General features: G+C 67.1%; 25 protein-coding genes and 1 pseudogene. All 26 read left to right on the top strand.

The genetic code is table 11. The annotated features are described in order from the left end of the window. Positions 1-1,414: pseudogene (locus tag D455_RS34310) on the top strand (hypothetical protein); the annotation flags it as partial. A gap of 458 nt (positions 1,415-1,872) precedes the next feature. After that, positions 1,873-2,244, top strand: coding sequence for a 30S ribosomal protein S12 (gene rpsL, locus D455_RS0124850; protein ID WP_013156106.1), 372 nt, complete (start codon positions 1,873-1,875; stop codon positions 2,242-2,244). A gap of 2 nt (positions 2,245-2,246) precedes the next feature. Continuing rightward, the gene (rpsG, locus tag D455_RS0124845) at positions 2,247-2,717 is read left to right on the top strand and encodes a 30S ribosomal protein S7 (RefSeq protein WP_017573380.1); all 471 of its coding nucleotides are present in this window, start codon (positions 2,247-2,249) and stop codon (positions 2,715-2,717) included. A 38-nt stretch (positions 2,718-2,755) separates the two neighbouring features. Then, the gene (gene fusA / locus D455_RS0124840; RefSeq protein WP_040685110.1) at positions 2,756-4,870 is read left to right on the top strand and encodes an elongation factor G; all 2,115 of its coding nucleotides are present in this window, start codon (positions 2,756-2,758) and stop codon (positions 4,868-4,870) included. Between the two features lie 82 nt (positions 4,871-4,952). Further along, a complete protein-coding gene (gene tuf / locus D455_RS0124835; protein ID WP_017573378.1) occupies positions 4,953-6,146 on the top strand; it encodes an elongation factor Tu in 1,194 nt (397 codons plus the stop codon). Between the two features lie 250 nt (positions 6,147-6,396). Continuing rightward, positions 6,397-6,705, top strand: a complete 309-nt coding sequence (gene rpsJ, locus D455_RS0124830) for a 30S ribosomal protein S10 (RefSeq protein WP_014908366.1) — start codon at positions 6,397-6,399, stop codon at positions 6,703-6,705. Between the two features lie 12 nt (positions 6,706-6,717). Further along, positions 6,718-7,368, top strand: a complete 651-nt coding sequence (rplC, locus tag D455_RS0124825) for a 50S ribosomal protein L3 (RefSeq protein WP_017573377.1) — start codon at positions 6,718-6,720, stop codon at positions 7,366-7,368. 3 nt (positions 7,369-7,371) lie between these two features. Beyond that, positions 7,372-8,043, top strand: a complete 672-nt coding sequence (gene rplD, locus D455_RS0124820) for a 50S ribosomal protein L4 (RefSeq protein WP_017573376.1) — start codon at positions 7,372-7,374, stop codon at positions 8,041-8,043. Next, positions 8,040-8,330 carry a 50S ribosomal protein L23 gene (gene rplW, locus D455_RS0124815; protein ID WP_017573375.1) on the top strand — a complete coding sequence of 97 codons (291 nt, stop codon included), beginning with the start codon at positions 8,040-8,042 and terminating at the stop codon, positions 8,328-8,330. Before rplD ends, rplW begins: the two co-directional genes overlap by 4 nt. Before the next feature lie 54 nt (positions 8,331-8,384). Further along, positions 8,385-9,224, top strand: a complete 840-nt coding sequence (rplB, locus tag D455_RS0124810; RefSeq protein ID WP_026122949.1) for a 50S ribosomal protein L2 — start codon at positions 8,385-8,387, stop codon at positions 9,222-9,224. Between the two features lie 12 nt (positions 9,225-9,236). Beyond that, complete coding sequence (rpsS, locus tag D455_RS0124805; RefSeq protein WP_017573373.1) at positions 9,237-9,515, top strand: 30S ribosomal protein S19; 279 nt, start codon at positions 9,237-9,239, stop codon at positions 9,513-9,515. A gap of 73 nt (positions 9,516-9,588) precedes the next feature. Continuing rightward, on the top strand, positions 9,589-9,957 hold the full coding sequence (rplV, locus tag D455_RS0124800) for a 50S ribosomal protein L22 (RefSeq protein WP_017573372.1): 369 nt from the start codon (positions 9,589-9,591) through the stop codon (positions 9,955-9,957). After that, positions 9,957-10,763 (top strand): 30S ribosomal protein S3, encoded by an 807-nt coding sequence (gene rpsC, locus D455_RS0124795; RefSeq protein WP_017573371.1) that lies wholly within the window; start codon positions 9,957-9,959, stop codon positions 10,761-10,763. Before rplV ends, rpsC begins: the two co-directional genes overlap by 1 nt. Before the next feature lie 3 nt (positions 10,764-10,766). Continuing rightward, positions 10,767-11,180: a 50S ribosomal protein L16 gene (gene rplP / locus D455_RS0124790; protein WP_017573370.1), complete on the top strand. Its 414-nt coding sequence runs from the start codon at positions 10,767-10,769 to the stop codon at positions 11,178-11,180. Next, complete coding sequence (rpmC, locus tag D455_RS0124785; RefSeq protein WP_017573369.1) at positions 11,180-11,434, top strand: 50S ribosomal protein L29; 255 nt, start codon at positions 11,180-11,182, stop codon at positions 11,432-11,434. Before rplP ends, rpmC begins: the two co-directional genes overlap by 1 nt. Further along, positions 11,431-11,703: a 30S ribosomal protein S17 gene (gene rpsQ / locus D455_RS0124780; protein ID WP_017573368.1), complete on the top strand. Its 273-nt coding sequence runs from the start codon at positions 11,431-11,433 to the stop codon at positions 11,701-11,703. The genes rpmC and rpsQ overlap by 4 nt, the downstream gene beginning before the upstream one ends. Before the next feature lie 104 nt (positions 11,704-11,807). Then, the gene (gene rplN / locus D455_RS0124775; protein ID WP_017573367.1) at positions 11,808-12,176 is read left to right on the top strand and encodes a 50S ribosomal protein L14; all 369 of its coding nucleotides are present in this window, start codon (positions 11,808-11,810) and stop codon (positions 12,174-12,176) included. A 3-nt stretch (positions 12,177-12,179) separates the two neighbouring features. Next, positions 12,180-12,485: a 50S ribosomal protein L24 gene (gene rplX, locus D455_RS0124770; RefSeq protein WP_017573366.1), complete on the top strand. Its 306-nt coding sequence runs from the start codon at positions 12,180-12,182 to the stop codon at positions 12,483-12,485. Then, complete coding sequence (gene rplE / locus D455_RS0124765; RefSeq protein WP_017573365.1) at positions 12,485-13,060, top strand: 50S ribosomal protein L5; 576 nt, start codon at positions 12,485-12,487, stop codon at positions 13,058-13,060. Before rplX ends, rplE begins: the two co-directional genes overlap by 1 nt. Positions 13,061-13,073: 13 nt before the next feature. Further along, on the top strand, positions 13,074-13,259 hold the full coding sequence (locus D455_RS0124760) for a type Z 30S ribosomal protein S14 (RefSeq protein WP_017573364.1): 186 nt from the start codon (positions 13,074-13,076) through the stop codon (positions 13,257-13,259). A gap of 269 nt (positions 13,260-13,528) precedes the next feature. Then, a complete protein-coding gene (gene rpsH, locus D455_RS0124755) occupies positions 13,529-13,927 on the top strand; it encodes a 30S ribosomal protein S8 (RefSeq protein ID WP_017573363.1) in 399 nt (132 codons plus the stop codon). A gap of 17 nt (positions 13,928-13,944) precedes the next feature. Continuing rightward, positions 13,945-14,481, top strand: coding sequence for a 50S ribosomal protein L6 (rplF, locus tag D455_RS0124750; protein WP_017573362.1), 537 nt, complete (start codon positions 13,945-13,947; stop codon positions 14,479-14,481). Positions 14,482-14,483: 2 nt separating this feature from the next. Next, positions 14,484-14,864 carry a 50S ribosomal protein L18 gene (gene rplR / locus D455_RS0124745; protein ID WP_017573361.1) on the top strand — a complete coding sequence of 127 codons (381 nt, stop codon included), beginning with the start codon at positions 14,484-14,486 and terminating at the stop codon, positions 14,862-14,864. A gap of 49 nt (positions 14,865-14,913) precedes the next feature. After that, the gene (gene rpsE, locus D455_RS0124740; RefSeq protein ID WP_017573360.1) at positions 14,914-15,516 is read left to right on the top strand and encodes a 30S ribosomal protein S5; all 603 of its coding nucleotides are present in this window, start codon (positions 14,914-14,916) and stop codon (positions 15,514-15,516) included. 2 nt (positions 15,517-15,518) lie between these two features. After that, complete coding sequence (gene rpmD, locus D455_RS0124735) at positions 15,519-15,704, top strand: 50S ribosomal protein L30 (protein ID WP_017573359.1); 186 nt, start codon at positions 15,519-15,521, stop codon at positions 15,702-15,704. After that, on the top strand, positions 15,701-16,165 hold the full coding sequence (gene rplO / locus D455_RS0124730) for a 50S ribosomal protein L15 (RefSeq protein ID WP_017573358.1): 465 nt from the start codon (positions 15,701-15,703) through the stop codon (positions 16,163-16,165). The genes rpmD and rplO overlap by 4 nt, the downstream gene beginning before the upstream one ends. Positions 16,166-16,378: the final 213 nt, after the last annotated feature.

The following is a 16,378-nucleotide window of genomic DNA, read 5'->3' as shown; positions in this document are numbered from 1 at the left end:
TTCGTGGTCCGGTGGTGCTCCGGAGCGGGATCCCCTTGGTGAGCGGCCGTGGGGGGACGATCCCCTCTCGGGCCGTTCCGACAGGCGCGACGAGCCCGCGGACGGGTTCGGCAGGTCCGGCTGGGACGCTCCCGGGATCGATGACGATCCCCTGACCGGTGTCCGTCCACGGGACGGCGGCCCCCGCGACGCGGATCCCCTGAGCGCCGACCGGCCCTGGGGCGCCGACGCGCCTCTCGGGGACACACGTGACGGGTTCGACCGCGGTCCGGCCGCGTGGGACGCTCCCACCCCCGGGACGGACGACCCCCTGGGCGCCGACCGGCCCTGGGACGGCTCCGGCGACCGGGACGCCGACGCGTGGGGCTCCGCCGACGACGACCGCGGCTCGGCCCCCTGGACCGACGTTCCCGACGACCGGTCCTGGGGAACCGACGACCGCGACGCGGGCGCCTGGAGCGACCGCCCCCACGACGACTCCGACGATCCCCTCGGCGGGCGCGGCAGGTCCTGGGACGACGACGAACTCGGCGGCGGCCCCGGCGGGCCGGACACCTACGCCGACGAGCTGTCGCCCTCGGGCCTGGGCTCGGGGACCGGCAACACCTGGGCCTTCGACCGCGACGACCCCCGCCTGCCGGACGTGGTCCGGGACGCGGAGCGGCGCCGCAGGGAGTCCTCCACGGGACGGCCCGAGACCGCCGAGTGGGGTGGCCCCGACACCGGCGAGCTCTCCGCCGCGGTGCCGGCCTCGGACGATCCCCTGAGCGCGATCGCCGACATGCAGACGCGCGCCCGGTCCAGGGAGGAGGGGTACCCGGAGGACCCCGGCCAGGCGACCCAGATGTTCGACGCCCACGCCGTTCGGGAGGACGCGTGGGAGGACGACGTCGAGGACGGGTACGACGACGGCCCCCGGGCCCCCGTGTACGACGACGAGGTCCCCGAGTCGCGGTACGACGACGAGGCCCCGGAACCGGAGTACGACGACGCCCCGGAGTCGGAGTACGACGACGGGTTCACCCCGGCCGACTACGGCATGCCCGCCGCTCCGGCGGGCGGCAGGAGGCGGCGCAAGGACCGCATCGCCGAGGACTTCCCCGGCTTCGACGACCGTCCCCTGGGCGGCGAGGCCGGCGACGCCTACCCCGGTTACGACAGCATCGAGTTCCTCGCCGACACCGAGCGGGGGGCGCTCGTCACACTGTGGCTGGGCGTGGCCTCGCTGCTGCCGGGCGTGGGCCTGGTCACGGCCCTCGTGGCGCTGCTGGTCACCGGGCCGAAGGCCAAGAAGGCCATCCGCGAGTCCCGCGGGCAGCTGGACGGGCTCGGCCTGATCACCACCGGCACGGTCTTCGCGGTGATCGGCATCCTGGTGACGGTGATCTCCGTCGCCCTCTGGCTCCTGCTGTAGCCTCTCGGCCGCCTCCCGGGGACGACGCCCCCGGGAGGCGGCCGTTCGACTTCGACCGCCCGTCGGGCGAACCGGGCGCGAAACGGCTCCGAGAGCGCGTAGAATGGGGGCGACCCACGGCTACGCGAGGACCGGTTCCACGGTTCACGCCCTGTCGCACACCGTTTTGACCGCCCTGTCGGCAAGCGGTAGCCTGTGTGATTGTGCCCGTGAGTCGACGGGTCACACGTGCGTGTGCGGCGCCCGGTCCCACGAGATGAGGACCCACGGCGCGCGTCGCATGTGAACCCCCTTCCATGAACGGCCTCGCCGGTCGGATGTGAGCTCCGTTTCGCCATGCGTGGGAACGAAGGCGACACGCCCGACATCGGGGGCCGGGGAGGTTCGGGAAATCCAGCAGGTCAATAGCGATATCGGCTACGAGAACCGGCGTAGGTCACGAGGAAGACGGAGACGCGGTGCCCACCATCCAGCAGCTGGTCCGTAAGGGCCGACAGGACAAGGTCGCAAAGAACAAGACCCCGGCGCTGAAGGGGAGTCCGCAGCGTCGTGGTGTGTGCACTCGTGTCTACACCACCACGCCCAAGAAGCCGAACTCCGCTCTGCGCAAGGTCGCCCGAGTCAAGCTGAGCAGCCAGATCGAGGTCACGGCCTACATCCCCGGCATCGGTCACAACCTCCAGGAGCACAGCATCGTGCTCGTGCGCGGTGGCCGTGTGAAGGACCTGCCGGGTGTCCGTTACCGCATCGTGCGCGGCTCGCTCGACACGCAGGGTGTCCGTAACCGCAAGCAGGCGCGTAGCCGTTACGGCGCCAAGAAGGAGAAGTAAGCATGCCGCGCAAGGGCCCGGCGCCGAAGCGCCAGCTCATCACCGACCCGGTCTACGGCTCGCCGCTCGTCACCGCACTGATCAACAAGGTGCTGCTCGACGGCAAGCGTTCCATCGCCCAGAGCGTCGTCTACGACGCCCTGGAGGGCGCTCGCGAGAAGACCGGCCAGGACCCGCTCGTCGTCCTCAAGCGAGCCCTGGACAACGTCAAGCCCGCGCTCGAGGTCCGCAGCCGCCGCGTCGGTGGCGCGACCTACCAGGTCCCGGTCGAGGTCCGCGCCTCCCGGTCCACCACCCTGGCCCTGCGTTGGCTGGTCTCCTTCTCGCGCAAGCGCCGCGAGAAGACCATGACCGAGCGCCTGATGAACGAGCTGGTCGACGCCAGCAACGGTCTCGGCGCGGCCGTCAAGAAGCGTGAGGACACGCACAAGATGGCCGAGTCGAACAAGGCCTTCGCGCACTACCGCTGGTAAGCCGGCGGATCGAAACAGACCGAGGGACGACGAGCCTCATGGCTGCTAAGACTGTTCTTGACCTGGCCAAGGTCCGCAACATCGGAATCATGGCTCACATCGACGCGGGTAAGACCACGACGACTGAGCGGATTCTCTACTACACGGGTGTCAACCACAAGCTCGGCGAGACGCACGATGGTGCCTCGACGATGGACTGGATGAAGGAAGAGCAGGAGCGGGGTATCACCATTACCTCGGCTGCCATCACCACCCATTGGAACGACAGCACCATCAACATCATCGACACGCCCGGCCACGTCGACTTCACGATCGAGGTCGAGCGGTCGCTGCGTGTCCTCGACGGTGCCGTCGCGGTGTTCGACGCCAAGGAGGGCGTCGAGCCCCAGTCGGAGCAGGTCTGGCGCCAGGCCGACCGTTACGGCGTTCCGCGCATCTGCTTCGTCAACAAGATGGACAAGATCGGCGCCGAGTTCCAGCGCTGCGTCGACATGTTCCGTGAGCGTCTGGGCGCCAACGTGATGGCGATCCAGCTTCCCATCGGCGCCGAGAGCGACTTCAAGGGCGTCATCGACCTGGTTCGCATGAAGGCCTACGTCTGGAACGCGGAAGCCGCGCTCGGCGAGATGTACGACACGATCGACATCCCCGAGAGCCACGTCGACGCCGCCCGTGAGGCTCGCGAGCAGTTCCTCGAGACGCTGGCCGAGGCCGACGACGAGATCATGGAGATGTACCTGGAGGGGCAGGAGCCCACCCTGGAGCAGCTCGTCCCGGCGATCCGCCGCGCCACCATCGCGGGTACGGCCGTTCCGGTCCTGTGCGGCACCGCGTTCAAGAACAAGGGCGTGCAGCCCCTGCTCGACGCGGTCGTCGACTACCTCCCCTCGCCGCTGGACGTCGAGGCCATCGAGGGCCACGACCCCAAGGACGAGACCGAGGAGGTCGCGCTCTCCCGCAAGCCCAGCGTGGACGAGCCCTTCTCCGCCCTGGTCTTCAAGATCGTGAGCGACCCGCACCTCGGCAAGCTCTCCTACCTGCGCGTCTACTCCGGCGTCCTCCAGGCCGGCACCCAGGTGCTGAACAGCGTCAAGGGCCGCAAGGAGCGCATCGGCAAGATCTACCGCATGCACTCCAACAAGCGCGAGGAGATCCCCGAGGTCGGCGCCGGCGACATCGTCGCCGTCATGGGCCTCAAGGACACCACGACCGGTGAGACCCTGTGTGACCAGGCGAACCAGATCGTCCTGGAGTCCATGACCTTCCCGGCTCCGGTCATCGAGGTGGCCATCGAGCCCAAGACCAAGAGCGACCAGGAGAAGCTGGGCATCGCGATCCAGCGCCTCGCGGACGAGGACCCCTCGTTCCAGGTCGCCACGGACGACCAGACCGGTCAGACCGTGATCTCGGGCATGGGCGAGCTCCACCTGGAGGTCCTCGTCAACCGCATGCGCGACGAGTTCAAGGTCGAGGCGAACATCGGTAAGCCGCAGGTGGCCTACCGCGAGACCATTCGCAAGAAGGTCGAGGGGCACACCTACACCCACAAGAAGCAGACCGGTGGGTCGGGCCAGTTCGCCAAGGTCAAGATCGACCTGGAGCCCCTCGAGAGCGAGAGCGGCGACTCCTCGGGTTACGAGTTCGTCAACGCCGTCACCGGTGGCCGCATCCCGCGGGAGTACATCCCGTCGGTCGACGCGGGCTGCCAGGAGGCCGCCGAGCTGGGCGTGCTCGCGCACTACCCGCTCGTCGGCATCAAGGTGACGCTCCAGGACGGCCAGTACCACGAGGTCGACTCCTCCGAGATGGCCTTCAAGACCGCCGGTTCGATGGCCTTCAAGGAGGCCGTCAAGCTGGCCAAGCCGACTCTCCTGGAGCCGGTCATGGCCGTCGAGGTCACCACCCCCGAGGAGTACATGGGTGACGTCATCGGCGACCTGAACGCCCGTCGTGGACAGATCCAGTCCATGGACGAGCGCTCCGGCGTCCGCCTCGTCAAGGCCCAGGTGCCCCTCTCCGAAATGTTCGGCTACGTGGGTGACCTGCGCAGCCGTACGCAGGGTCGAGCCAACTACTCGATGGTGTTCGACTCCTACGCGGAGGTTCCGTCCGCCGTCGCCCAAGAAATTGTGGCGAAGGTCCGCGGCGAGTAGTCGCGGACACGTAACCAATCCGATCCCCGGCCCCCGGGCCGGGGATGGACCCAGATAGCTCTGTACGTCTAGGAGACTTCCAGTGGCGAAGGAAAAGTTCGAGCGGACTAAGCCGCACGTCAACATCGGCACCATCGGTCACATTGACCACGGCAAGACCACGCTGACCGCCGCCATCACCAAGGTGCTGCACGACGCGTACCCGGAGCTGAACCCGTTCACGCCCTTCGAGGACATCGACAACGCTCCCGAGGAGCGCGAGCGCGGTATCACCATCTCCGTCGCGCACGTCGAGTACCAGACGCAGGAGCGTCACTACGCGCACGTCGACTGCCCCGGTCACGCCGACTACGTCAAGAACATGATCACCGGTGCGGCGCAGATGGACGGCGCCATCCTGGTCGTGGCCGCCACCGACGGCCCGATGCCGCAGACCAAGGAGCACGTGCTCCTGGCCCGCCAGGTCGGCGTTCCGGCCATCGTCGTGGCCCTGAACAAGGCCGACATGGTCGACGACGACGAGATCTTCGAGCTCGTCGAGCTCGAGGTCCGCGAGCTCCTCAGCGAGTACGAGTTCCCGGGCGACGACGTCCCCGTCACCAAGGTCTCCGCGCTCAAGGCGCTGGAGGGCGACGAGACCTGGGCCAAGGCCGTCCTGGAGCTCATGAGCTCCGTGGACTCCTTCGTCCCCGAGCCGCAGCGTGACACCGACAAGCCGTTCCTGATGCCGATCGAGGACGTCTTCTCGATCACCGGTCGCGGCACCGTCGTCACCGGCCGCATCGAGCGCGGCATCATCAACGTCAACGAGACCGTTGACATCGTGGGCATCAAGGAAGAGAAGCAGAGCACCACGGTCACCGGTGTCGAGATGTTCCGCAAGCTGCTCGACCAGGGCCAGGCGGGCGACAACGTCGGCCTGCTCCTGCGCGGCACCAAGCGCGAGGACGTCGAGCGCGGCCAGGTCGTCATCAAGCCCGGCACGACCACCCCGCACACCGAGTTCGAGGCCCAGGTCGTCATCCTGTCCAAGGACGAGGGTGGCCGCCACACGCCGTTCTTCAACAACTACCGCCCGCAGTTCTACTTCCGCACCACCGACGTCACCGGCGTCGTGACGCTGCCGGAGGGCACCGAGATGGTCATGCCCGGTGACAACACCGAGATGTCCGTCCAGCTGATCCAGCCGGTCGCGATGGAAGAGGGCCTGAAGTTCGCCATCCGTGAGGGTGGTCGGACCGTGGGCGCCGGTCGCGTCACGAAGATCAACAAGTAGGACCCGCGCTGGGGACGGCCCTTCCTGAGTCGTCCCCACCGTGGTGGGTGGACCGTGGTTCCACGGTCCACCCACCAGCACACAAGACGTCATCGGGCTCTGTGACGGTGACGCACCGCAGGGGCAAGCCCTGTTGCGGTTTCTCAAGGGAATAGGGGCTCACGGCCACACGGCGGACTTCGCCGGGCCTGGGCGTCTGTGCCCGGAAGCTCACCGTTACGGACACTGAAGCGAAGGACGAACAGGCCACATGGCGGGACAGAAGATCCGCATTCGGCTAAAGGCCTATGACCACGAGGTCATCGACAGCTCGGCGAAGAAGATCGTCGAGACCGTGACGCGAACTGGCGCACAGGTCGCGGGCCCGGTGCCGCTGCCGACGGAGAAGAACGTTTACTGCGTCATCCGATCGCCGCACAAGTACAAGGACTCGCGCGAGCACTTCGAGATGCGCACGCACAAGCGGTTGATCGACATCATCGACCCCACGCCGAAGACGGTGGACTCGCTCATGCGTCTCGACCTCCCGGCGGGCGTTGACATCGAGATCAAGCTGTAAGGACGCACAGACATGGCCACCAAGCAGATCAAGGGAGTTCTGGGCGAAAAGCTCGGCATGACCCAGGTCTTCGACGACGCGGGCAAGATGGTGCCCGTGACGGTTCTGAAGGCCGGTCCGTGCGTCGTGAGCCGCATCCGGACTCCGGACACCGATGGCTACTCCGCCATCCAGCTCGGCTACGGGCAGATCAACCCGCGCAAGGTGAACAAGCCGCTCGGCGACTACCTGCGCAAGCACGACCTGACCCCGCGCCGTCACTACGTCGAGGTCCGCACCACCGACGCCTCCGAGTACACCCTCGGCCAGGAGGTCTCCGCGGACGCCTTCGAGGACGGCCAGCTGGTCGACGTCACGGGCAAGAGCAAGGGCAAGGGCTTCGCCGGTGTGATGAAGCGCCACGGTTTCCGCGGCCTCTCCGCCACGCACGGCACCCAGCGCAAGCACCGCTCGCCCGGTTCCATCGGCGGCTGCGCCACGCCCGGCCGCGTTTTCAAGGGCATGCGGATGGCCGGTCGCATGGGCAACGTGCGCAAGACCGTCCAGAACCTGACCGTTCACTCCGTCGACGCGGAGAAGGGGCTCATCCTGGTCAAGGGTGCCGTCCCCGGTCCCAACGGCGGTCTGGTGCTCGTCCGCACCGCTGTGAAGGGGGACAAGTAAGCCATGGCCCAGATCGAGGTCAAGAACCCCGAGGGCGGCGCCAAGGGCAGTGTCGAGCTGCCGGAGAGCGTCTTCGCCCAGCAGGTCAGCATTCCGCTGATCCACCAGGTCGTGAACGCCCAGCTCGCCGCTGGCCGTCAGGGCACCCACGCCACCAAGACCCGCGGTGACGTCCGCGGCGGTGGCAAGAAGCCCTACCGCCAGAAGGGCACCGGCCGGGCCCGCCAGGGCTCCATCCGGGCCCCGCAGTACGCGGGCGGTGGCACGGTTCACGGACCCCAGCCGCGCGACTACGCCCAGCGCACCCCGAAGAAGATGAAGGCCGCCGCCCTGCGCGGAGCCCTCTCGGACCGGGCGCGCCACGGCCGCATCCACGTCGTCAGCCACTTCGTGGCCGAGGACCTGGAGAACAAGTTCACGCAGACCGCTCTGAAGGCGCTGCGCCAGGTCACCGAGTCCGACAAGGTCCTGGTGGTGCTGGCCCGCGAGGACGAGCACAACCGGCGTGCCCTGCGCAACCTCGAAGAGGTGCACATCCTCGACGCGGACCAGGTGAACACCTACGACGTCCTGTACTCGGACGACGTGGTCTTCACCGAGGCGGGCTACGCCGAGTTCCTGGCCCACGCGGCCGGTGCCTCCAAGGCCGCGCAGTCCGAGGAGGACGAGCAGTGAGGATCGCCGACCACCGGGACATCATCGTCGAGCCGGTGATCTCCGAGAAGAGCTACGGGCTCATGGACGAGAACAAGTACACGTTCATCGTCCGCCCGGACGCCAACAAGACCCAGATCAAGATCGCGATCGAGAAGATCTTCGAGGTGAAGGTCACGAACGTGAACACGATCAACCGCAAGGGCAAGCGCAAGCGCACCCGCTTCGGTTACGGGAAGCGTCCGGACACCAAGCGCGCGATCGTCAGCGTCGCCGAAGGCGACCGGATCGACATCTTCGGTGTCTGACCTCTTCCGGGCTGACCGCTACACACCCAGCAAGTAAAGGAATGCGCGAAGAAGATGGGCATTCGTAAGCACAAGCCGACGACGCCGGGTCGTCGCGGCTCCAGCGTGAGCGACTTCGTCGAGATCACGCGCTCGGAGCCCGAGAAGTCCCTGGTGCGTCCGCTGCACTCCAAGGGCGGACGTAACGGCCACGGCCGTATCACCGCCCGCCACCAGGGCGGCGGTCACAAGCGGGCCTACCGCGTGATCGACTTCCGTCGCCACGACAAGGACGGCGTTTCGGCCAAGGTCGCTCACATCGAGTACGACCCGAACCGCACCGCCCGCATCGCCCTGCTCCACTACGTGGACGGCGAGAAGCGCTACATCCTGGCGCCCGCCGGCCTCAAGCAGGGCGACCGGGTCGAGAACGGTCCGCAGTCCGACATCAAGCCCGGCAACTGCCTCCCGCTGCGCAACATCCCCACGGGTACGTTCGTGCACGCGGTCGAGCTGAAGCCGGGCGGCGGCGCCAAGCTGGGCCGCTCCGCTGGTTCCCAGATCCAGCTCCTGGCCAAGGAGGGCAAGTACGCCACGCTGCGTATGCCCTCCGGTGAGATGCGCATGGTGGAGATCACCTGCCGCGCCACCGTCGGCCAGGTCGGCAACGCCGAGCAGTCCAACATCAACTGGGGCAAGGCCGGCCGCTCCCGCTGGAAGGGCAAGCGTCCGACCGTCCGCGGTGTCGTGATGAACCCGATCGACCACCCCCACGGTGGTGGTGAGGGCAAGTCCTCCGGTGGCCGCCACCCGGTCAGTCCCTGGGGCAAGAAGGAAGGCCGGACCCGCAACAAGAACAAGGCCAGCTCGAAGCTCATCGTGCGGCGTCGGCGTAGCGGTAAGAAGAAGCGGTAAGGAGCACGTCTGATGCCACGTAGCCTTAAGAAGGGTCCCTTCGTCGACGACCACCTGGTCAAGAAGGTGGAGACGCAGAACGAGAAGGGGACCAAGAACGTCATCAAGACGTGGTCCCGGCGGTCCATGATCGTCCCGGAGATGATCGGTCACACGATCGCCGTCCACGACGGCCGCAAGCACGTCCCCGTGTTCGTGTCCGAGTCGATGGTCGGCCACAAGCTCGGTGAGTTCGCTCCCACGCGTACTTTCCGCAGCCACGTCAAGGAAGACCGCCGTAGCCGCCGTTAGCGGTTGCAGCAGGAGTTAAGAACCATTTCTCCACGGTGAGTGGAGATGAATTTCCGTGAGCGAGGGAAAAGCGATGGGAACGAGGGCACAGGCACGGTTCATCCGTGTTACGCCCCGGAAGGCCCGCCGTGTGGTGGACCTTATTCGCGGGTTGCCCGCTGACGAGGCACAGGCGGTGCTCCGGTTCGCGCCCCAGTCGGCGAGCGAGCCCGTTGGCAAGGTACTGGCTAGTGCCATCGCCAACGCCGAGCACAATGACAAGCTGGACCGCGAGACGCTGGTGGTCGAGCGCGCGTGGGTGGACGAGGGTCCGACCCTGAAGCGCATTCGTCCGCGAGGCTTCGGCCGCGCCTTCCGGGTGACCAAGCGCACGAGCCACATCACCGTGGTCGTCGCTGAGCGCTCGGGCGCCTCGTCCAAGACGAAGGAAAGGACCCGATAGTGGGGCAGAAGGTAAACCCGCACGGGTTCCGCCTCGGAGTCACCACCGACTTCAAGAGCCGTTGGTACGCCGACAAGTCCTACAAGGACTACGTCAAGGAAGACGTCGCGATCCGTCGGATGCTGACCCGCGGTATGGAGCGCGCGGGCATCTCCAAGGTGGAGATCGAGCGCACCCGTGACCGCGTCCGCGTCGACGTCTACACCGCCCGGCCGGGCATCGTCATCGGCCGCCGCGGCGTCGAGGCCGACCGCATCCGGACCGACCTGGAGAAGCTGACCGGCAAGCAGGTGCAGCTGAACGTCTTCGAGGTCAAGAACCCCGAGATCGACGCGCAGCTCGTCGCCCAGGGCGTCGCCGAGCAGCTGAGCAGCCGTGTGGCGTTCCGCCGCGCGATGCGCAAGGCCATGCAGAGCGCGATGAAGAGCGGTGCCAAGGGCATCCGTATCCAGTGCGGTGGCCGCCTGGGTGGGGCCGAGATGTCCCGCTCGGAGTTCTACCGCGAGGGCCGGGTCCCGCTGCACACGCTGCGCGCCGACATCGACTACGGCTTCTTCGAGGCTCGTACGACCTTCGGTCGTATCGGTGTGAAGGTGTGGATCTACAAGGGCGACGCGCCCGCGACCCGCGCCGAGCGCGAGGCGGCCCAGGCCGCGCAGCGCTCCGCCGGTGGTGGCGGCGGCGGCCAGCGCCGTGAGCGTCCCCAGCGTCGTCGCCGCGGTGGCGGCGGTGCCGGGAACACCGGTGGCGGCCAGCAGCAGAACGCCGAGACCAAGGCCGAGCCCGCGAAGACCGAGGGGAGCTGACCAGTGCTTATTCCTCGTAAGGTCAAGTACCGCAAGCAGCACCACCCGGACCTGCGCGGCAAGGCCAAGGGCGGCACGGCGGTCACCTTCGGCGAGTTCGGCATCCAGGCCCTGGAGTCGGCCTACGTGACGAACCGCCAGATCGAGTCCGCTCGTATCGCCATGACGCGTCACATCAAGCGTGGCGGCAAGGTGTGGATCAACATCTTCCCGGACCGCCCGCTGACCAAGAAGCCCGCCGAGGTCCGGATGGGTTCCGGTAAGGGTTCTCCCGAGTGGTGGGTCGCGCCGGTCAAGCCCGGTCGCGTGATGTTCGAGCTGTCGGGCGTGCCCGAGGCCGTGGCCAAGGAGGCCATGCGCCGTGCGATGCACAAGCTCCCGATGAAGTGCAAGTTTGTTACGCGGGAGGGGGAGTGATGGCCAAGTCCGTGACTGCCCATGAGCTCCGTGACCAGTCCGTCGAGGACCTGGTCGCCAAGCTCAAGGAAGCCAAGGAAGAGCTCTTCAACCTCCGCTTCCAGGCCGCCACCGGCCAGCTCGACAACCACAGCCGACTGCGTACCGTCAAGCGCGAGATCGCGCGGATCTACACGGTCCTGCGGGAGCACGAGCTGGGTATCGCCCCGCTGTCTGGTGAGTCGGCGCAGGAGTCGAAGGAAGCAGCCGAATGAGTGAGAACCAGACCGCGACCCGCAACTACCGCAAGGTGCGCGAGGGCTACGTCGTCAGCGACAAGATGGACAAGACCGTCGTTGTCGAGGTCGAGGACCGCACCACGCACGCCAGGTACGGCAAGGTCATCCGCCGGACGACCAAGTACAAGGCGCACGACGAGGCGAACTCCTGCGGCGTCGGCGACCGGGTCCGACTGATGGAGACCCGGCCGCTCTCCGCGACCAAGAACTGGCGCGTCGTGGAGATCCTGGAGAAGGCTAAGTAACCCCAGCCTGTCGGCGGCCGACACCCGTTGTCGGCCGCCGGCGCGAGGGGTGAGACCACCTAGCCGTGCGGCAGTGGACCGCACGCATCACATCAGGAGCAGACGTGATTCAGCAGGAGTCGCGACTCAAGGTCGCCGACAACACGGGTGCCAAGGAGATCCTCACCATCCGTGTTCTCGGCGGCTCGGGTCGGCGCTACGCCGGGATCGGCGACACCATCGTCGCCACGGTGAAGGACGCCCTGCCTGGCGCTGGAGTCAAGAAGGGCGACGTCGTCAAGGCCGTTGTCGTGCGCACCGCAAAGGAGCGCCGCCGGCCCGACGGCTCCTACATCCGCTTCGATGAGAACGCTGCCGTGCTCATCAAGGACGGTGGGGACCCGCGAGGCACCCGCATCTTCGGCCCGGTCGGCCGTGAGCTGCGTGACAAGAAGTACATGCGCATCATTTCGCTGGCGCCGGAGGTGCTCTAAGCGATGAAGATCAAATCTGGCGACGAGGTCATCGTCCTCGCCGGCAAGGACAAGGGTGCCACCGGCAAGGTCGTCAAGGCCCTGCCGAAGGAAGACCGTGTCATCGTCGAGGGCGTCAACCTGGTCAAGAAGCACAGGAAGGCCAACCCGGCGGGCGGCCAGCAGGGTGAGGTCGTCACCAAGGAGGCCCCGATCCACGTGAGCAACGTCGCGCTCGCGGAGGACGGCAAGGCCACCCGGGTCGGCTACCGCTTCGAGGAAGACGGAACCAAGGTCCGCGTCTCCCGCCGCACCGGTAAGGACATCTGATGACGGTTACCAACGACATCACCGCACCTCCGATGCCGCGGCTCAAGGAGAAGTACCGCAACGAGGTCATCTCCTCCCTCAAGGAGGAGTTCGGGATCGCCAACATCATGCAGGTCCCCGGTCTGACGAAGATCGTGGTCAACATGGGTGTCGGCGAGGCCGCTCGTGACGCGAAGCTGATCCAGGGCGCGGTCGCCGACCTCTCGGCGATCACCGGCCAGAAGCCGAGGATCAACCGGGCCAAGAACTCCATCGCTCAGTTCAAGCTGCGCGAGGGCATGCCGATCGGCGCCAGCGTCACGCTGCGCGGCGACCGGATGTGGGAGTTCCTCGACCGGCTGCTCTCCCTGGCCCTGCCCCGTATCCGGGACTTCCGCGGCCTGTCCCCGAAGCAGTTCGACGGCAACGGCAACTACACCTTCGGACTGACCGAGCAGGTCATGTTCCACGAGGTGGACCCGGACAAGGTTGACCGGCAGCGTGGGATGGACATCACGGTCGTCACCACCGCCACGACCAACGAACAGGGCCGTAGCCTGCTCAAGCAGCTCGGTTTCCCGTTCAAGGAAGCCTGAGGGGTAAGCACACATGGCCAAGAAGTCCCTGATCGCCAAGGCTCAGCGGAAGCCGAAGTTCGGCGTTCGCGCGTATACTCGATGCTCGCGGTGCGGCCGCCCGCGTGCCGTCTTCCGGAAGTTCGGCCTGTGCCGTATCTGCTTCCGCGAGATGGCGCACCGGGGCGAGCTGCCCGGTATCACCAAGTCGAGCTGGTAGTTTCCGGCGGGGCCGACCAGGCGCTCATCCCCTGAGCGCGCAGTCGGCCCCCCGAAGCGCCGGCGCTTGGTCCCACAGCGTCCGTGACCGCGTACGCGGCCACGGTCCGGCAACATCCAACCATCAGGGCACGGCAGTCCCGGGAGGGACCGCGGTGCCCACGACCACGCCGAAGGTCCGTTTGTGCACCTTCGTGGGGAGACCCACGCAAGGGCAGGCTCTGGGAAAGCCCGCACTCGGAAACCGCGGTGAGGAAGGGCCAGTCGGCCATGACGATGACCGACCCGATCGCAGACATGCTCACACGTCTGCGCAACGCGAATTCGGCTTACCACGACACCGTGACGATGCCGTATTCCAAGATCAAGGCGCACATCGCCGAGATCCTCCAGCAGGAGGGCTTCATTCAGGGGTGGCGGACCGAGGAGGCCCAGGTGGGCCAGAACCTCGTCCTGGACCTGAAGTACGGCCCCACCCGGGAGCGTTCGATCGCGGGCATCCGCCGGGTCTCCAAGCCCGGTTTGCGGGTGTACGCCAAGAAGGACAACCTGCCGCGTGTGCTGGGTGGCCTCGGTGTGGCGATCATTTCGACGTCCGGCGGCCTGATGACCGAAAAGCAGGCCAAGAAGCGTGGCGTGGGCGGCGAAGTCCTCGCCTACGTCTGGTAACAGGGAGAGATTGAAGCATGTCGCGAATCGGTCGACTGCCGCTCTCGGTCCCCAAGGGCGTCGAAGTCACGATTAACGGGCAGGACGTCACCGTCAAGGGTCCGAAGGGCGAGCTGAAGCAGACCGTCACCGAGCCGATCACCGTCTCCCTCGAGGACGGCGTGATCACGGTGGCACGTCCCGACGACAAGCCGGAGAACCGCTCGCTGCACGGTCTGACCCGTGCGCTCATCGCCAACCTGGTCGAGGGCGTCTCCAAGGGCTACACGAAGACGCTGGAGATCCACGGTGTGGGTTACCGCGTCATGGCCCGCGGCGCCAACCTGGAGTTCTCGCTGGGCTACAGCCACCCGGTCGTGGTGGAGCCCCCGGAGGGCGTCAGCTTCCGTGTGGAGAAGCCGACCCTCTTCCACGTCGAGGGCATCGACAAGCAGCTGGTGGGACAGGTCGCCGCGAACATCCGCGGTCTGCGCAAGCCTGACCCGTACAAGGCCAAGGGCGTGCGGTACAAGGGTGAGCACATCCGCCGCAAGGCCGGAAAGGCTGGTAAGTAGGCATGGGTAGCACCGTGAGCCGCAAGCGGACCACCAAGCGCGCCGTCTCCCGTGCGCGCCGCCAGTTCCGCGTCCGCAAGAAGGTCGTGGGCACCGCCGAGCGTCCCCGCCTGGCCGTGTTCCGCTCCTCCAAGCACATCGTCGTACAGGTCATCGACGACACCAGGGGCCACACTCTGGCCGCGGCCTCCAGCGTCGAGGCCGACCTGCGTGCCTCGGAGGGCACCAAGTCCGACAAGTCCGTCAAGGTCGGCCAGCTCATCGCTGAGCGCGCCAAGGCCGCCGGCGTCTCCGCCGTCGTCTTCGACCGCGGTGGCAACCAGTACGCCGGACGTATCGCCAAGCTCGCCGACGCGGCGCGCGAGGGCGGGCTGGAGTTCTAGCGATGACCTCTGCAACGGCCAAGATCAACCACGAGAAGAGGAACCACTGATGGCTGCAGCACCGCGGCGCGGCGCCGGTGGCGAGCGGCGTGATCGCCGTGACGATCGCCGCGGCGGCGCCGCAGACAAGGGTGTCTCCTACATCGAGAAGGTCGTGACCATCAACCGGGTCGCGAAGGTCGTCAAGGGCGGCCGTCGCTTCTCCTTCACCGCCCTGGTCGTCGTCGGCGACGGCAACGGCATGGTCGGTGTCGGTTACGGCAAGGCCAAGGAGGTCCCGGCCGCGATCGCCAAGGGTGTCGAGGAGGCGAAGAAGAACTTCTTCCGCGTTCCCCGCATCCAGGGCACGATCGTGCACCAGGTCCAGGGTGAGGACGCGGCCGGCGTCGTCCTGCTCCGTCCGGCCGCCCCGGGTACCGGTGTCATCGCCGGTGGCCCCGTGCGCGCCGTGCTGGAGTGCGCCGGTATCCACGACGTGCTCAGCAAGTCGCTCGGCTCGTCCAACCCGCTCAACATCGTGCACGCCACCGTGGCGGCTCTGAAGGGCCTCAACCAGCCCGAGGAGATCGCCGCCCGCCGTGGCCTGCCGATCGAGGACGTCGCCCCGGCCGCCATGCTGCGTGCCCGCGCTGAGGCGAAGGCAGGAGCCTGACCATGGCCAAGCTCAAGATCACGCAGACCCGTTCCAGGATCGGCGGCAAGGCGAAGCAGCACGCTGCTCTCCAGACGCTCGGTCTGGGGCGGATCGGCAAGTCCACCGTCCGTGAGGACCGCCCCGAGGTTCGCGGGCAGATCACGATCGTCTCGCACCTCGTCACTGTCGAGGAGGTCGCAGAATGAGCGACTACAACCCCGACGAGCTGCTCAAGCTGCACCACCTGCGTCCCGCCCCGGGCTCCAACAAGGCCAAGATCCGCAAGGGTCGCGGCGAGGCGTCCAAGGGCAAGACCGCGGGCCGCGGCACCAAGGGCACGAAGGCTCGTAACACCGTCCGTCCCGGCTTCGAGGGCGGGCAGATGCCCCTCATCCGTCGGGTGCCCAAGCTCAAGGGCTTCAGCAACGCCCGGTTCAAGACGACCTACCAGGTCGTCAACCTGGACAGGCTGAGCGAGCTCTACCCCGAGGGTGGCGAGGTCACCGTCGAGAGCCTGGTCGCCAAGGGCGCGGTTCGCAAGAACCAGCCCGTCAAGGTGCTGGGCACCGGTGAGATCACCGTCGCCGTGCAGGTGAGCGCCAACGCGTTCTCCGCCTCGGCGAAGGAGAAGATCGCCGCGGCCGGTGGCTCCACCACCGAGCTGTAGAGCTCATCTCCGCGATGCGCGACCGGGGGCGTCCGCCCGGCGGGTCAGTGAACGACCGGCCTGGCGGGCGCCCCCGTGCGTTGTGAGCGGTGATCGTTATGTCTCACGAACTCAACTGTGGAGTGATCACTGTTACAGTGCCTTCTGTTTGAGTTCACTGCTTGACGTAATGTGAATACTTCCGAGCAACGGGCGACCGCCCGGAGCTGACGT

This window comes from Nocardiopsis halotolerans DSM 44410 (assembly GCF_000341065.1).
Lineage (GTDB): Bacteria > Actinomycetota > Actinomycetes > Streptosporangiales > Streptosporangiaceae > Nocardiopsis > Nocardiopsis halotolerans.
This window is presented reverse-complemented; position numbering and strand designations above follow the sequence as displayed.

What these genes read in the sequence shown, in the direction of transcription:
- rplC (WP_017573377.1), top strand. Translation starts at nt 6,718, where the DNA reads ATGGCCACCAAGCAGATCAAGGGAGTTCTGGGCGAAAAGCTCGGCATG.
- rpsJ (WP_014908366.1), top strand. Translation starts at nt 6,397, where the DNA reads ATGGCGGGACAGAAGATCCGCATTCGGCTAAAGGCCTATGACCACGAG.
- rpsE (WP_017573360.1), top strand. Translation starts at nt 14,914, where the DNA reads ATGGCTGCAGCACCGCGGCGCGGCGCCGGTGGCGAGCGGCGTGATCGC.
- D455_RS0124760 (WP_017573364.1), top strand. Translation starts at nt 13,074, where the DNA reads ATGGCCAAGAAGTCCCTGATCGCCAAGGCTCAGCGGAAGCCGAAGTTC.
- rpsQ (WP_017573368.1), top strand. Translation starts at nt 11,431, where the DNA reads ATGAGTGAGAACCAGACCGCGACCCGCAACTACCGCAAGGTGCGCGAG.
- rplV (WP_017573372.1), top strand. Translation starts at nt 9,589, where the DNA reads ATGGGAACGAGGGCACAGGCACGGTTCATCCGTGTTACGCCCCGGAAG.
- rpmC (WP_017573369.1), top strand. Translation starts at nt 11,180, where the DNA reads ATGGCCAAGTCCGTGACTGCCCATGAGCTCCGTGACCAGTCCGTCGAG.
- rplB (WP_026122949.1), top strand. Translation starts at nt 8,385, where the DNA reads ATGGGCATTCGTAAGCACAAGCCGACGACGCCGGGTCGTCGCGGCTCC.
- rplX (WP_017573366.1), top strand. Translation starts at nt 12,180, where the DNA reads ATGAAGATCAAATCTGGCGACGAGGTCATCGTCCTCGCCGGCAAGGAC.
- fusA (WP_040685110.1), top strand. Translation starts at nt 2,756, where the DNA reads ATGGCTGCTAAGACTGTTCTTGACCTGGCCAAGGTCCGCAACATCGGA.
- rplR (WP_017573361.1), top strand. Translation starts at nt 14,484, where the DNA reads ATGGGTAGCACCGTGAGCCGCAAGCGGACCACCAAGCGCGCCGTCTCC.
- rplD (WP_017573376.1), top strand. Translation starts at nt 7,372, where the DNA reads ATGGCCCAGATCGAGGTCAAGAACCCCGAGGGCGGCGCCAAGGGCAGT.
- rpsG (WP_017573380.1), top strand. Translation starts at nt 2,247, where the DNA reads ATGCCGCGCAAGGGCCCGGCGCCGAAGCGCCAGCTCATCACCGACCCG.
- rplF (WP_017573362.1), top strand. Translation starts at nt 13,945, where the DNA reads ATGTCGCGAATCGGTCGACTGCCGCTCTCGGTCCCCAAGGGCGTCGAA.
- rpmD (WP_017573359.1), top strand. Translation starts at nt 15,519, where the DNA reads ATGGCCAAGCTCAAGATCACGCAGACCCGTTCCAGGATCGGCGGCAAG.
- rplO (WP_017573358.1), top strand. Translation starts at nt 15,701, where the DNA reads ATGAGCGACTACAACCCCGACGAGCTGCTCAAGCTGCACCACCTGCGT.
- rpsS (WP_017573373.1), top strand. Translation starts at nt 9,237, where the DNA reads ATGCCACGTAGCCTTAAGAAGGGTCCCTTCGTCGACGACCACCTGGTC.
- rpsH (WP_017573363.1), top strand. Translation starts at nt 13,529, where the DNA reads ATGACGATGACCGACCCGATCGCAGACATGCTCACACGTCTGCGCAAC.
- rplE (WP_017573365.1), top strand. Translation starts at nt 12,485, where the DNA reads ATGACGGTTACCAACGACATCACCGCACCTCCGATGCCGCGGCTCAAG.